This is a genomic window from Bacteroides sp., from assembly GCF_030151085.1.
Taxonomy (GTDB): domain Bacteria; phylum Bacteroidota; class Bacteroidia; order Bacteroidales; family Bacteroidaceae; genus Bacteroides.
This window is the reverse complement of sequence record NZ_JASLER010000002.1, coordinates 13539-28392: the sequence shown is the minus strand read 5'-3', so window position 1 is coordinate 28392 and position 14854 is coordinate 13539. Positions and strand designations below refer to the sequence as shown.

Below are 14854 nucleotides of genomic sequence, written 5' to 3'. Positions count from 1 at the left end.
TGTCCTATTATGTCGGCTTTTTTAATTTCACTTATTTTATGCCAGCTGTATATGCAACTTTCTTACATCTGTAATGTTACTTCTATATACAAAGAACAACATGATTATAGATTATGAAAACAGCAATGGATATTCCCGATAAAGAGGGAAGAAAACGAATTATAATTGTAGGTGGTGGATTTGGTGGACTGAAATTGGCTAGAAAACTGAAAAGTGATAAATATCAGGTATTATTATTGGATAAGAATAATTATCATATCTTTCAACCACTCCTTTATCAGGTAGCAACTGCGGGTATTGAACCAAGTGCCATATCATTTCCCTTCCGGAAAATATTTAAGAGACGGGAACATTTTCACATACGTATTTGTGAAGCACAGCAGGTCTTTCCTGAGAATAATCTCTTAGAAACTTCGATTGGTACCGTAGCCTATGACTATTTAGTGATATCAACCGGATGTAATACGAATTATTTCGGAAATGATAGTATGGCTAAAAATACCATGGCTCTTAAAAATACTTCAGAAGCTTTATTCAATCGGAATCAGATATTGGACAGTTTTGAACAAGCCCAAAACACTAATAATGAAGAGGAACGAAAGCGATTGATGACTTTTGCCATCGTAGGTGGTGGAGCTACCGGTATAGAATTGGCAGGTGCTTTGGCAGAGATGAGAAAGTTTGTTCTGCCGCAAGATTATCCGGATTTGAATATTAATGAAATGCGTATTGTTCTGATAGATGCAGCTCCCAGACTTTTGTCGGCTTTCTCTGACGTCTCTTCTCAAGAGGTAGCAGAATATTTGAGAAAACGGGATGTTGAAATCAAGCTGAATGCTCTTGTGAAAACTTATGAGGATAATAAGTTGGTACTAAGTGGTGATACTGTTATTGAGACTAATAATGTATTTTGGGTGGCGGGTGTAAAAGCAAACAGTCTGCAAGGTCTGTCAATCGAAGCCTACGGACCTGGTAATCGTTTAAAAGTAGATAGTTTCAACCGTTTGCTTAATTACGCTAATATCTTTGCTATTGGAGATACGGCACTCATGATAACAGATCAATACCCCAAAGGACATCCACAGGTAGTTCAACCGGCCATCCAACAAGCCAGAAACCTGATAGTAAATTTACAACGATTGGAAGAAGGTTTGCCGCTGCAACCTTTTGTATACCACAATAAAGGTTCTATGGCAACTATCGGACGTAATAATGCAGTCGTTGAACTTAAAAAGATGCGTTTTGGTGGTTTTCCGGCTTGGGCTGTATGGCTTTTTATTCACTTGATGAGTATTGTAGGTGTCAAGAACCGCCTATTTATCTTTGTCGATTGGATGTGGAGCTACTTTACTTACGATCCTTCTTTGCGGATTATAATTAAACCTTTGAAACGGGAATAAACTTTTATTCAACAATATTTGTTGTATTTCATATACGAACTTAAAAACGAATGAATATGTTGAAACGATTTTTATTTCCCGTCAAACCGGACGGAACAGCCGAATCTATTATATTATTAATAGTAAGAATAGTATTCGGTGTATTGCTGATGAGTCATGGTATTGCAAAGTGGGCTAACTTTCAGGAAATGTCCGCTGTGTTCCCTGATCCGTTAGGTGTTGGTAGTACTCTATCTTTGGTATTAGCTATTTTTGGTGAATTGGTCTGCTCTATGGCATTTATTGTAGGATTCCTGTATCGTTTGGCAATGATACCGATGATATTTACAATGTGTATTGCATTTTTTGTCATTCATAGTCATGATCCGTTCTCTACGAAAGAATTAGCTTTTGTATATTTGGTAGTGTTTGTGTTGATGTACATTATAGGTCCCGGCAAGTTTTCTGTGGATCGCTGGATAGGAAATATCCTTTCGCGTAAAGCCGTAAAATAAAGTGCGATTCGTTTTACAGTAAGAATAGAATTAAGGTTCTATCCTATGTTTTTTTGCAAAAAATCCTATATTTGCAGAATCTTTGATTTAGCTCATGAGCTAAATTGACAAAACACTGTAAAATTATAAAAGTAATTATGAAGAAAATCAATTTGAAAATGGCCGCAACCGTGATGATTTGTGGCTCATTTCTTTTCAGTTCTTGCATTGGTTCTTTCGGATTGCACAGCAAACTTGTAAGTTGGAATCAAAGTATCGGTACGAAGTTTGTAAACGAGCTAGTATACCTTGCATGTAATATCATTCCTGTATATGCTGTATGTTACTTAGCAGACGCTCTGGTTATCAACTCCATTGAATTTTGGAGTGGCAGTAATCCTTTGGCTAGTATTGGTGATGTTAAAAAGGTAAAGGGTGAAAATGGTAACTACCTGGTGGAAACACTCGAAAATGGTTATTCTATTACCAAAGAGGGTGAAACAACTTCTATGGAATTGATTTATAATAAAGAACTGAATACATGGAATGTAGTAGCCGGTGGTGTTAGTACTGAGTTGTTACAACTGAATAATAATGGTACTGCACAATTGAATTTGCAAAACGGTGAAGAAATGACTGTTTCACTCGATGCTCAAGGTGTGGCAAATGCACGTCATGCGGTAGGTATTAATACTTACTACGCCAGCAGATAAATAGTTGAAAGTTGAAAGAGGAGAGTTGAAAGTTATGCTGCGCATTAATCCGCATGGAAACTTTCAACTCTCCTCTTTCAACTTTCAACTATTAGAACGGGTATCCTACTGCAAAGTGGAATGCAAAATCACGACCAAAGTCAGGATTAAAAATAGGATAATGCTCTTTTTTACTTTGATATGCAGGATTTATAGCTTTCATACCTCCATCAAAGCGTAATACAAAGAAATCTAAGTCCATGCGTAATCCTAAACCGTAAGCTACGGCTATTTGCTTATAGAATTTATTGAATTCAAATTTTCCACCCGGTTGATCTTTATAGTCGCGTAAAGTCCAGATGTTACCGGCATCTACAAAGACTGCTCCCCGGAACTTCCAAAATAAGCGGGTACGATATTCAATACTTGCATCCAACTTGATATCTCCCGACTGATTCATAAAATTGCCATCACCTACAAAAGAACCTGGTCCCAAATCACGTACAGACCAACCACGTACACTGTTGGCACCACCTGAGAAGTAACGTTTCTCAAAAGGAAGCATAGTTGCATTGCCATACGGAATAGCGATACCTGCGCCTAAATGAAAAGCTAAGGAATTTCTATTATCTATAATAATATTCTTGGCAAAATCAAAATCTCCCTTAATATATTGGGCAAACGGGATGTTTAATAATGTATATTCCCCATCATCATTCTTTTTAAGACGAGCCATCTTAGCTAATGAGTATAAGAAGTTACCGGCAGACTCAAAATTAAGGCGAATAGAATAGGAATTACCAACAAGAGCATTGTTCATTAATGCCTGCCCTGCACTATTATAGGTGTAACTATATCCGGTACGTACAATCAGACGGTTGGCATAGTTATATTTTAAAATATAATTTTCATTTTTTTCTAAGTACTCTTCTTTAAATTTGGAGTCTATCCAAGGCATATACAGATAATTGATGTCTAAAAGATCAATACGATGCTGTGAACGTTGGCGTTGCACTCCCCATTTATAGCTCCATCCTGCTGATGCTACGATGCGGGTAAACTCGGGGCGCATTTGGAAATTATACTGAAGTCCAAATTCTGTAGTAGCTCTTATTCTCCGCTTGAAATCGCTAGATATGAATGGGAACATGAATCGGGGGAAGTTTACTGTTGCTTCAGCACCAAATTCCGTATAATTCTGGTTTTGTATTCCGCTCTGTAAACCTGATACAGCTTCGTATGCACCACGTATTTTGAACATAAAAGCTTCGGAACCTTTGAACAAATTACGATGCTGAAATGCCACAGCAGCAGCAGCTCCCAAATCACCGGCAGAGTTTGTTCCTTCTATTTCAAATGAAACGGACTGGTGCTTACTCTTGGTCAATAGTACGTATGCATTCAATTTTGCACTATCACCTTGCATGGTTTCGAAGAAACGAATATTGGTATATTTCAACGCTTGCAAGCGTCCGAAGCTGGAATATGTACGTTGTACATCTTGCTCGTTATACAAAGTACCGGGAATAATTCTAAGATTATTAGTTAAGACTTTAGGGCGTAAGTACAATTTGTCCTTATAATAAATAGGATAGCCTTTGTAATGTAACGAGTCATTTACTTCAATACTATTTAATGCAGATGACTCCAGCATATTATAATCTGTGATGAAATTCACCTTATTAATAGTATATTGACGATGATTTTGAGGTTCGTCTTCACTACGTTGCTTGTATGGATTCAAGTGCATGGTCAGATCCACCAAATAGGTATTACGAACAGTATCTGCCGAATAAGAAATATAATCCTTATTGAATTTATAATAACCGTTCTGCAAAAGATTACTTGTAATACGTTGACGTTCCGCATTCAGAACATTGACATCAAAGTACATGCCTTCGGATAAAAGAGTGGTTGTCGAATCTTTCAGCATATACTCTTTGATTTTCGGGTCATGAATGTCGTATTTTAACGTACGTACTTTATAAGGCTTACCGGTCGTAACCTTATAAGTAAGTTTCATTTTTTTCTTTTTGACTTGACGTATAGGTTCTACCACAGCTCCCATATACCCCATGTTTTGTACGGCTTTGGTTATTTCTTCACTGGTACGCTCGGTTTCTTTGGCGTTATAGATGACAGGAGCATCTCCCAATTTGCGCAAAGTGCGATTGACCCAGCGTGTGGAGTCACGTCCTGACCAGTTATAGACATACAACTGAGTCTTTATCAGACTAAACCATTTGGAATTTGGATTTTGACGAAGGTAAAGCGATAAGTTCGACGGTTTTACTTCCTTATTGTCCGTTTGTATGCGCACCTCATCCAGCAAATAAGTACCATCCGGCACATATTTGGTGGAAGAACAAGAAGTCAATAAAAGTACGACAGTAGCATATATCGCGTAGCGGAAGCCTTTCTTCATACCGAATTATTAATTGCGCATAAACAGCTACAAATATACTCGTATTTTTTTTGTTTCCGAAATAAAAAACGTCGGAAGAGTGCTGAGTTTTTGATTATATTGAAATAAACCTGTATTTTTGTCAAATGATAACATTTATCAAATATGGCATTAAGTAAAAACCGAATAAAATATATCCATTCGTTGGAATTGAAGAAGAACCGGAAAGCTGATAAAGTATTTCTGGCAGAAGGTCCTAAGCTTGTAGGTGATTTATTGGGACATTTCCCATGTCAATTTCTCATAGCTACTGCCGAATGGCTTTCTCAAAACAAGCATTTGCCTGTAAATGATATAACCGAAGTCTTGGAAGAAGAACTATCCCGTGCCAGCCTTTTGAAAACCCCTCAGCAAGTTTTAGCGGTGTTTCAACAACCGGATGAGACATTGGATGTTTCTGTTATCAGCCGTTCTCTATGCCTTGCTTTAGATGACGTACAAGATCCCGGCAATTTAGGAACTATCATCCGTTTGGCAGATTGGTTCGGGATAGAGCATATCTTTTGCTCACCTAATACGGTAGATGTTTACAACCCCAAGACCGTACAAGCTACTATGGGAGGTATTGTACGTGTAAAACTTCACTATACTCCCCTACCCGAACTTATCAGTTCTCTAAAAGATATACCGGTCTATGGTACTTTCCTGAATGGAAAAAATATGTATTCGGAGACTTTATCTCCGCACGGACTAATTGTGATGGGAAATGAAGGCAATGGCATCGGAAAAGAAGTTGAACAGCTCATCAACCGCAAACTCTATATACCCAATTATCCGGCAGATCGCGAGACATCCGAATCATTGAATGTGGCTATTGCTACGGCAGTAGTTTGTGCCGAGTTCCGGAGACAGGCAGCATTGTCGTAACATCAAAATTAGAGAAGTAGACCGGGAACATTCCATAATCCTGATAAATAAGGGTTGGAAAGTCCTTTAATACATTGTGAGGGAATCTCAAAAGGATTTTTGTTAAGTCGTTATCACAATCTTGCAGTTCCTTTGGCGTTAAAAGTATAATTGCTCCCGGTAACCATTCCACATTTTCAATTTCTTCGGTTAGAGGGAAGGCATGCACTACACATCCTGCTTCGGTCTCGACCACGTATTGTTTCAAATATCCGTATTCGGGTAAAAATAAGAAATGCGAAGCGTATCTTTTCATTGTTAATTTCCAGATTGGCGCAGTCTTGGACGAGGACGCACTTCGCGACGGGGAGTAGTATTCTCTTCATCCGGTTTCTTCACCTCTACCGTGGTTGTTGTTACCGTATCTTTCTTTTGTGGTTCCGCAATACTATCCTTCTTTGCATTGAACAGTGTATCGGTAGCATGATAACGCATTAATGAAATGCGGTCTGCCAATAGTGATTTAGCTGCTTTTTGTAACGGATAATAAATAAATCCACGTACTTCTTTTATCTTTCCTATAGAATCACCAGATAAACTGATAGTCTCAATTCCGGTTTTCTTTACCTTCTGAATGCCACTGATAATACTATCATTCTCATAAAGTATCTGCATTGCCATCATAGGTGCATATGCGCTATCCGGCGCACCGTTGTGGAAACGGAAACGTACACTCCAACGCAATGTATCCCGGTCGTGGAAATTAGAATCAGACGGCAGGGTAAATGTGATTTTGTTGTCCAAAGGCATACCAGTCAACTGATATATATGCTGCCATGCCCATACGTCGATACTATCACCGGGCAAAGACTCTTTCGGCTTATTATCACGCATGGCAATTAAGTGGTTGATACCGTCTCTTTCAGCTTTCAACCGCAGGTTTACCTTTTCATAAATTTTAGTGAGAGTTTCGGGATTGCGGGCATACCAAACCATTGAAGAGTCAAAGACTGCTTGGGTGATACCCTGTTTTTTGAATACCGATTCAATATACAACTGACGTTTGTAACTTTCGTTATAGGGTACTTCTTCTCCCATGGCTTTCGCTATGTGGTAGTCATAAAGTACGTTTTCCATTTTGGCATCCGGCAAAACATCCTTAGGTCTTTTAACCTGACAAGATGTTAAACAGAATGCCAAAAGGGCTACGCTATACCATTGAATCCGGTTTCTTCCTTTCATGATTTTTTTATCGCATGATAGGATTCATTCAAATATTTACTGTAAAACAGCAATAAAGCAATGATTCCACAACTTATTGCCGCATCGGCAAAGTTGAATATCGGGCTGAAGAATATAAAATGTTCTCCACCGATAATAGGCATCCATTGGGGCCAATTGGTTTCGATTATAGGGAAATAGAACATATCCACTACTTTTCCATAAAATAGTGGGGCGTATCCTCCCCCTTCGGGCATAAAAGAAGCTATTTGCGCATGGGTACTTTCATTAAACAGTACACCGTAAAATACGCTGTCAATGATATTTCCTAATGCTCCGGTCAGGATGAGAGAAATACAAATAATAAATCCGGTCTTCATTCCCTGTTTCACGAATTTATATAAGAACCATCCTATCACGGCTACCGCAACAATACGGAAGCTGGTAAGGAACAATTTCCCGAATATCTCCATACCGAAAGCCATACCATTATTCTCAGTGAAGTAGATATAAAACCAATCTGTAACACGTATGCTTTCGTGCCAATACATGTGTGTCTTGATCCAAATCTTTATTACCTGGTCGATAATCAGTACCGAGAAAATAATAAGTAGGGCGATACGACCTTTCGTGAAAAATTTTCCCATTCTTACTTCTTACCGTTGTTTTTAGCTTCGATGCTTAATGTTGCATGAGGTACGGCACGCAGACGTTCTGCCGGAATCAGTTTACCGGTTTCACGACAAATACCATACGTTTTGTTCTCAATACGTACTAAAGCAGCTTGTAAGCCTTGAATAAACTTCAGCTGGCGTTGTGCCAGACGTGTAGTTTCTTCTTTGGATAAGGTGTTGGCACCTTCCTCCAATACTTTATACGTAGGAGATGTATCGTCGGTATCATTACCGTCGGCACCTGTCAAACTAGCTTTCAGCAATTCATAATCGCGTTGTGCCAACTCTAACTTCTCATTTATAATGGCGCGGAATTCTTCCAATTCAGCATCCGAGTATCTTGTTTTTTCTGCCATAACTTTTACGTGTTAATCGGTTAGTATTTATTATTCTTTTACAACGTTCACAAACAGCGAGAAATCGTCAAAGTTCAATTCTGTAGCGTTTTCTACATTGTCTGCCAGCGTTAGTGAGGTTCCTAAAACTTGGTTACAAATATAACCATTATATTCATTTACCGCATCATCTGTTTGAGGATTTTTAGATAGCATAATCTTTATTTTGTCTGTTATCTCAAAACCGCTTGACTTACGGATATTCTGGATTCGATTTACCAACTCACGGGCAATACCTTCGCGACGAAGATCTTCGGTTACGGTAACTTCCAAAGCAACAGTCAGTTTTCCTTCATTGGCAACCAACCAGCCCGGAATATCTTCACTGAAGATTTCCACGTCAGCAGTTTCAATAACAGCTTCTGCCCCATCAAGGTTCAAGACATACGATCCGTTCTTTTCCAGTTCGGCGATAGCTTCTTGTGACATTTCCGCTACAGCGGCGGCAACTGCTTTCATCTGTTTACCGAACTTAGGTCCCAGTTTCTTGAAGTCACATTTTACTTTCTTCACCAGTACACCGGCGGCACCATCCACAAACTTGATTTCTTTTACGTTCACTTCGTTCATGATAAGTGCTTTCACAGCTTCGATGTGGGCGCGTTGGTCTTCGTCTACTACCGGAACCATGATACATTGCAGCGGTTGGCGAACTTTGATGTTCACTTTACGACGCAAAGCCAGTACCATAGAAGTAACGTCTTGTGCCATCTGCATGCGGGCTTCCAGTTCTTTGTCTATCATCTCTTCTTTATATTCGGGATATTTAGAGAGATGTACAGAAACTACCTGATCACGTCCGGTTGCAGAGATTAAATCCATGTATAACTTATCTGCATAGAATGGAGCAATAGGTGCCATCAGTTTGGCAACGGTCTCCAAGCAAGTGTATAATGTTTGGAATGCAGAAAGCTTGTCTTGCGTCATGCCACCACCCCAGAAACGTTTACGGTTCAGGCGAACATACCAGTTAGAGAGGTTGTCGTTCACGAAATCCGAGATAAGACGTCCGGCTTTGGTTGGTTCGTAGTCGTTGTAGCAAGTATCCACTTCTTTAACCAACGTATTTAGTACGGAAAGAATCCAGCGGTCAATCTCCGGACGTTCTGCCATGGGTACGTCAGCTTCTTTGTACTCAAATCCGTCTACGTTGGCATAGAGTGCAAAGAAAGAATAGGTATTATATAAGGTACCGAAGAATTTACGACGTACTTCTTCCACTCCTTCTACGTCGAACTTCAAATTATCCCACGGTGAAGAATTAGTAATCATGTACCAACGCAAGGGGTCGGAACCATACTTTTCAATGGTTGAGAATGGATCAACAGCATTACCCAGTCGTTTGGACATCTTGTTGCCGTTCTTATCGAGTACTAAACCATTGGAGATTACGGCCTTGTAAGAAACGCTATCAAATACCATGGTAGCAATGGCATGCAGGGTAAAGAACCAACCACGAGTTTGGTCTACACCTTCGGCGATGAAATCGGCAGGATAAACTTCATGGTTATCCAGCAATTCTTTGTTCTCAAACGGATAGTGTACTTGTGCGTAAGGCATAGCACCTGAGTCAAACCATACATCGATCAAGTCTGATTCACGCTTCATCGGTTTGCCATCTTTGGAAACGAGGATGATGTCGTCTACGTATGGGCGGTGCAGGTCTATTTTGTCGTAGTTCTGCTGATTGTAGGCACCTGGTTCAAAACCTTTGTCTTTGTAAGGATTAGAAGCCATCAGACCCGCAGCTACGGACTTTTCTATTTCATTGTAGAGTTCTTCTACTGATTCAATGCAGATTTCTTCGCTACCATCTTCCGTACGCCAGATAGGCAATGGAGTACCCCAATAACGTGAACGGCTCAGGTTCCAGTCATTCAGGTTTTCCAACCATTTGCCAAAGCGACCGGTACCGGTGCTTTCGGGTTTCCAATTGATGGTCTTATTCAATTCCATCATGCGCTCCTTGCAAGCGGTACTGCGGATAAACCAGCTATCCAGCGGATAGTATAATACAGGTTTGTCTGTACGCCAACAGTGAGGATAGTTGTGCACATGTTTTTCTATCTTGAATGCCTGGTTGGCGGCTTTCATCATCATACAGATGTAGATGTCCAGTGATTCGGCAGCTTGCGCAGCTTTCTCGTCGAACTTGCCGTCAACGGTGAATTGTGGATCGTAGGCGTTTTTCACCCACTTGCCTTGATAGTCTTTATAGAGGTCTACGTTGACGCATTCTTTTACGAAGTTTTCGTCTAGTTCGTCCAACAAATAGAATTTACCGGTAAGGTCGACCATTGGACGGGTTTCACCTCTCTTGTTAATCATGAAGAGAGAAGGTATACCGGCTGCACGAGCAACGTTGGCATCATCCGCACCAAATGTGGGAGCAATGTGTACGATACCCGTACCGTCTTCAGTCGTTACGTAGTCACCGGGAATAACACGGAAACCGTTGTTGCTTACACTCCAATTACCTTCGATATCTACGGTTACGGGTTTCACCCACGGGATGAGTTGTTCATATTCCATACCTACCAAGTCCGGACCTTTGTACTCGCCTACTACCTTGAAAGGAATAAGCTTATCTCCGACCTTATAATCCTCTAATGCAATGCCTTCTGCTTTTTGATTAAAGTGTGTGTAGAGTAATGCTTTTGCTAGAACTACCGTCATCTTTTCGCCGGTATATCCGTTGTAAGTCTGTACGGCAACGTAGTCAATCTTCGGACCCACGCAAAGTGCAGTATTCGAAGGCAAGGTCCACGGAGTAGTTGTCCAAGCCAAGAAGTAAGGAGTTCCCCACTCTGCCATTTCGGGCTTCGGGTTCTTCATCTTGAATTGTCCTACTACCGTTGTATCTTTTACGTCACGGTAGCATCCGGGCTGGTTCAGCTCGTGCGAGCTAAGTCCTGTTCCGGCTGCGGGAGAATAAGGTTGGATGGTATATCCTTTATATAAAAGCCCTTTTTTATAAAGTTGCTTCAGAAGCCACCACAATGTTTCGATGTAACGGTTATCATAGGTGATATAAGGGTCTTTCATATCTACCCAATACCCCATTTGATGTGTCAAGTCTTCCCACTCTTTGGTGAACTTCATGACATCTTTGCGACATGCGGCATTATATTCAGCAACAGAGATAGTTTTACCGATATCTTCTTTCGTAATACCCAATGCTTTTTCCACACCAAGTTCTACGGGAAGTCCGTGTGTGTCCCATCCGGCTTTACGTTTTACCTGAAAGCCTTTCATCGTTTTGTAACGGCAGAAGATGTCCTTAATGGAGCGGGCCATTACGTGGTGAATACCCGGCATACCGTTAGCCGAGGGAGGTCCTTCGAAAAACACGAAAGAAGGACAACCTTCACGTTCTGTCATACTCTTGTCGAAAACATGGTTCTCGTCCCATTTCTTCAACACTTCCTTGTTTACCTCCGAGAGGTTGAATTGCGAATATTCAGCAAACTTCTTAGCCATCTTTTATATGTACGATTTATCGATTTACAATTTACGATTGAAGATACCTTCTGAATAAGCAGATAGCTACCTTCTTTATTTTAAGGGTGCAAATTTACAAAAAAGTTAGAGAAAAGAGAGTGTTGAGAGAAAAAAAGCACACTTTCTGATGCAATCATCCAATGGCGACGCAAAAGGAAGTGTGCTGAAAAGATTGATTATGCCGATACTGATATTATCCTCAGCCCATGCAAGCACCCAGTCCGAATGCTCCTGCTACTGCCGTAGCCAGTGCGATGATTAGCTTGAGAATGGTTCCCCAAAGCTTCTTATTAGATTCTTTCATACGTGTTTCATTTTGTGTGTATTGATATTTTCTTTTTTATCCCAAAGGGTTATCATCAGGATTTGAGCCACCACCACCACCAGAAGAGGCGGTATCACTGAGGCAAATGCTGTTTGCTATACGTATGCCGTCTTCGTCGCTAAAACCCAGATAGATAGCAAGTGCATCATCCGCCCAATTAGCGGGCAAATCTAGTTCTGCGGTAGCAGAAGCACGAGTACCTGCCGAGGTAAGATAAACCGCCTCGCCTTTGTCTTTGTTGTAGGCAAGCGGCATGGCTACATCTGTTTCGCGGGCGTCGCCCATGCCGGAGTTGTCGGTCCAAGTGAAAACCACTTTGTTATCTTTCACGGTACTTGTGGCATTGAACACCGGCATCAGCGAGCCACGGCTTACCAATACTTTGGCATAATCTATCGAGAGATCAAGACCGCTTCCCTTCACGGCATTGCGGATGATGTAGGACATAGCCGCATTGAAAGATGTTTGTCGATGGGTATAGTCTCTATAACCGATACGTACGTAAGGGTTTATTGCCTTCAGAAAGGCTACTGTCATGCTGAATTTTGTACGCTGATGTTGCTGCTTGTCCGTACGCGGATTGCTGACGTTTACTGCCAGTGCACGCATGTAATGCACTGTTTTCCAATTACTGCCTACTACGGTGCCTACTCTTCCTGAGAAGCCACCAAGAATACCTTGACTTATTCGTCCCATTGTTTTCTACTTTTTTTAATGTTATACTTTGATATTTTGTTAGTGACGGTCCGGGGAAACTTCTGCAGCAGCTCTTTCGTCTCGTTCACTGACACAAAGATAATGCTTGTGGAGAAGGGTTATTCGGTCTTGGTTTTCATTGCATCTTGTTGCATCATTTTGCATAGATGGGGCTGATTCTTCCTAAAGTTTCTACGTTTCCTAAAGTTTAGGATTGGGGGGGAGCTCATTTCTGAACAAAAAGACCATAACTTCGCTACTCCTCCCCTTCCTCTCCGCTCCTGCTCCGCTTACAGGTACCCGCAAGCGAAGGAATAGCGGAGCAGATAGCGATTTGGTAGTTTCAGAGCCTATTCAGGCTGAACCTTCTGATAATTTCCCGGGGATAGGCGCTGTATCAATTCCCGCTTGATGAAAAGGTCTATCTGCTTCTCCGCCGCTTTGGGCTTGATGCCGATGGAGGTGGCAAGCGACAAGTACTCCTGCCTACTGAAATGTGCAGGCAGACGCAGGAAGAACTGCTTTTGATAGAGCGAACGGAAATCGGGCACTTCCGTCTTTCCGTCTGCCGGCTGACGGTCGTGGTTGAGTTGGCGGAATACGTACAGACTATGCCCTACCAGTACATCTATCATCTGCATGGCACGCTGAAAATCATCGTCACGGCAGGTAGTGATAAAAGCTCCCGCCTCGTCCATCGAACGCAGCGCGCTCAGTATCATCATCAGCCGATAGGCTATCAGTCCCAGACGACGAATGGAGGCAAGAATATCATCGCCAAAAAGCTCATAACAACTGTTGTGCAACGAAGTGAAGCGCGCATGAAACGCCTGCTGCTGTGCCGGCGTAAGCTCTATGCGGCAAGTAGTGCCTGCCTCTACATTCCAGTGATAGAAGTCGAAGAAACGTTCGCCAAGCCTGGCAAAGACCTGGTCGAGCGGTTCGCCCTGGCTATGAACAAACACATCTTTCCAAACAGGCTCCACGTTCATCTCATAAAAGATAAAACGGCTGAGCAGTCCGTTTTCGGCATCTTTTATCAAGGTATGTATCTGCCGTGGAGTACCACTCAGCGCTACCGATAGACGGGGTTGGAGAAGCTCCACAAGTTCACGGTCGGCACGGCGGTTGTAGCTGATGGTTTCGTGGTGGAAACATTTACGCAGACCATCGTCATAGTTGCCGTAATCGCTTGCGAAGGTATTGGCAAGGGTATCGCCTTCGGTCTCGAACATCAAGCCTTGACCGCCGTTGTCGTTCAGCGTCTGATACATAGCGGTGGCGCTGCTGTTGGCAGGTAGGAAGAGGACACGGACGGGAGGTTTTTGAGGCGGCATCGTGCCGGCATTTTTGTTGGCATTGTAGGTAGCTAGCTCTTCGTAATAGCTTTGTACCTCTCTGCAATGTTGCTCTTTGCGCAACTGATGAACAGGCGCCACGAGGTGACGGCACAGGGTCATCTTGCTTTTTCCCGCCGAAGCCTTACCGGAGATAAAAAGGAAGAGATTGGCAAATACGACACGTTGGTCATATACCCCCTCTACCCAAGGCAAGCAAGCCGAAAGGGTGACCAATGAGCTGAGAAACAACACATCACGCTCTTCGGGAGTGTCGTAATGGGCAGTGATCTCGTCCAATAGAGACGGAAGTCCTTCATACACCTCGGAGGGAAAAACGGGTAGTTTTTCTTCTTCGGTAACAGACAAAGTGTCTTTCGTTGGATTAATCTTTACACCTGAATCCGCACCTATGGAATTATTATTTACAATAGGGGTTGCATCAACTACACTTCCCCTTCGTTTTTCCCCTTTTCCTAAAGAAGGGGAAACGGGGGAAGCAGGGGAAATATGCTCCGGACTTACGTGGATGTCCACTCCTGCCTGTTGGGCAAGATGAAACAAAGTACCTACGCCCGAAGTGCCTCGCCCACCCTGCAAGGCACGCTCGTACAGCTTCTGCGCCTCTGCCTGCTTGTAGCAGGGATGCAATGCCGAGAGACGGTGGAAGTCGGCTTCACCGTTGCGCCCCAAGGCGTTGGCTAGTGCAAAGGCTATGTTCACCCAGTTGTTGTACTCTTGTGTCAGGTCGATGCCTGTGCGGACAATGCGGTCCACTATAATGCGGACTTGTTGCTCTATGGGCAGCGGAGTCCAGTTTTTCATATTGA

At 42.2% G+C, this 14854-nt stretch carries 12 protein-coding genes; 4 read left to right on the top strand and 8 right to left on the bottom strand.

Annotation, left to right across the window (positions count from 1 at the left end; translation table 11 throughout):
• Window positions 1–113: 113 nt before the first annotated feature.
• From Q1W14_RS00470 to Q1W14_RS00460, 3 genes are all read left to right on the top strand, one after another.
• Complete coding sequence (locus Q1W14_RS00470) at window positions 114–1400, top strand: NAD(P)/FAD-dependent oxidoreductase (protein ID WP_300698182.1); 1287 nt, start codon at window positions 114–116, stop codon at window positions 1398–1400.
• Between the two features lie 56 nt (window positions 1401–1456).
• Window positions 1457–1894 (top strand): DoxX family protein, encoded by a 438-nt coding sequence (locus tag Q1W14_RS00465; protein WP_300698181.1) that lies wholly within the window; start codon window positions 1457–1459, stop codon window positions 1892–1894.
• A 137-nt stretch (window positions 1895–2031) separates the two neighbouring features.
• Window positions 2032–2586 carry a DUF3332 domain-containing protein gene (locus Q1W14_RS00460; protein ID WP_300698180.1) on the top strand — a complete coding sequence of 185 codons (555 nt, stop codon included), beginning with the start codon at window positions 2032–2034 and terminating at the stop codon, window positions 2584–2586.
• Window positions 2587–2677: 91 nt separating this feature from the next.
• Here the strand turns inward: Q1W14_RS00460 and Q1W14_RS00455 are convergent, their stop codons facing one another.
• Window positions 2678–4990, bottom strand: a complete 2313-nt coding sequence (locus Q1W14_RS00455) for a BamA/TamA family outer membrane protein (RefSeq protein WP_300698179.1) — start codon at window positions 4988–4990, stop codon at window positions 2678–2680.
• Window positions 4991–5134: 144 nt separating this feature from the next.
• On the opposite strand from Q1W14_RS00455, the gene Q1W14_RS00450 reads away from it, so the two are divergent.
• Window positions 5135–5896 carry an RNA methyltransferase gene (locus tag Q1W14_RS00450; RefSeq protein ID WP_300698178.1) on the top strand — a complete coding sequence of 254 codons (762 nt, stop codon included), beginning with the start codon at window positions 5135–5137 and terminating at the stop codon, window positions 5894–5896.
• A gap of 297 nt (window positions 5897–6193) precedes the next feature.
• On the opposite strand, the gene Q1W14_RS00440 is transcribed toward Q1W14_RS00450, so the two are convergent.
• From Q1W14_RS00440 to Q1W14_RS00410, 7 genes are all read right to left on the bottom strand, one after another.
• The gene (locus Q1W14_RS00440) at window positions 6194–7117 is read right to left on the bottom strand and encodes a DUF4296 domain-containing protein (protein WP_300698176.1); all 924 of its coding nucleotides are present in this window, start codon (window positions 7115–7117) and stop codon (window positions 6194–6196) included.
• Complete coding sequence (locus tag Q1W14_RS00435) at window positions 7114–7743, bottom strand: lipoprotein signal peptidase (protein WP_300698173.1); 630 nt, start codon at window positions 7741–7743, stop codon at window positions 7114–7116. Before Q1W14_RS00435 ends, Q1W14_RS00440 begins: the two co-directional genes overlap by 4 nt.
• 2 nt (window positions 7744–7745) lie before the next feature.
• Complete coding sequence (locus Q1W14_RS00430) at window positions 7746–8126, bottom strand: TraR/DksA C4-type zinc finger protein (protein WP_007218473.1); 381 nt, start codon at window positions 8124–8126, stop codon at window positions 7746–7748.
• A 30-nt stretch (window positions 8127–8156) separates the two neighbouring features.
• The gene (ileS, locus tag Q1W14_RS00425) at window positions 8157–11645 is read right to left on the bottom strand and encodes an isoleucine--tRNA ligase (RefSeq protein ID WP_300698172.1); all 3489 of its coding nucleotides are present in this window, start codon (window positions 11643–11645) and stop codon (window positions 8157–8159) included.
• A 220-nt stretch (window positions 11646–11865) separates the two neighbouring features.
• On the bottom strand, window positions 11866–11970 hold the full coding sequence (locus tag Q1W14_RS00420; protein ID WP_300698170.1) for a smalltalk protein: 105 nt from the start codon (window positions 11968–11970) through the stop codon (window positions 11866–11868).
• 36 nt (window positions 11971–12006) lie between these two features.
• A complete protein-coding gene (locus Q1W14_RS00415) occupies window positions 12007–12687 on the bottom strand; it encodes a DUF6266 family protein (protein ID WP_300698168.1) in 681 nt (226 codons plus the stop codon).
• Between the two features lie 350 nt (window positions 12688–13037).
• Entirely contained in the window at window positions 13038–14849 is a 1812-nt protein-coding gene (locus Q1W14_RS00410) for a DUF3987 domain-containing protein (protein ID WP_300698166.1), read from the bottom strand.
• Window positions 14850–14854 lie beyond the last annotated feature (5 nt).

Bases quoted from the DNA above. Each gene is read 5' to 3' on its own strand.
- Q1W14_RS00470 (WP_300698182.1), top strand. From the start codon at position 114: ATGAAAACAGCAATGGATATTCCCGATAAAGAGGGAAGAAAACGAATT.
- Q1W14_RS00465 (WP_300698181.1), top strand. From the start codon at position 1,457: ATGTTGAAACGATTTTTATTTCCCGTCAAACCGGACGGAACAGCCGAA.
- Q1W14_RS00460 (WP_300698180.1), top strand. From the start codon at position 2,032: ATGAAGAAAATCAATTTGAAAATGGCCGCAACCGTGATGATTTGTGGC.
- Q1W14_RS00455 (WP_300698179.1), bottom strand. From the start codon at position 4,990: ATGAAGAAAGGCTTCCGCTACGCGATATATGCTACTGTCGTACTTTTA.
- Q1W14_RS00450 (WP_300698178.1), top strand. From the start codon at position 5,135: ATGGCATTAAGTAAAAACCGAATAAAATATATCCATTCGTTGGAATTG.
- Q1W14_RS00440 (WP_300698176.1), bottom strand. From the start codon at position 7,117: ATGAAAGGAAGAAACCGGATTCAATGGTATAGCGTAGCCCTTTTGGCA.
- Q1W14_RS00435 (WP_300698173.1), bottom strand. From the start codon at position 7,743: ATGGGAAAATTTTTCACGAAAGGTCGTATCGCCCTACTTATTATTTTC.
- Q1W14_RS00430 (WP_007218473.1), bottom strand. From the start codon at position 8,126: ATGGCAGAAAAAACAAGATACTCGGATGCTGAATTGGAAGAATTCCGC.
- ileS (WP_300698172.1), bottom strand. From the start codon at position 11,645: ATGGCTAAGAAGTTTGCTGAATATTCGCAATTCAACCTCTCGGAGGTA.
- Q1W14_RS00420 (WP_300698170.1), bottom strand. From the start codon at position 11,970: ATGAAAGAATCTAATAAGAAGCTTTGGGGAACCATTCTCAAGCTAATC.
- Q1W14_RS00415 (WP_300698168.1), bottom strand. From the start codon at position 12,687: ATGGGACGAATAAGTCAAGGTATTCTTGGTGGCTTCTCAGGAAGAGTA.
- Q1W14_RS00410 (WP_300698166.1), bottom strand. From the start codon at position 14,849: ATGAAAAACTGGACTCCGCTGCCCATAGAGCAACAAGTCCGCATTATA.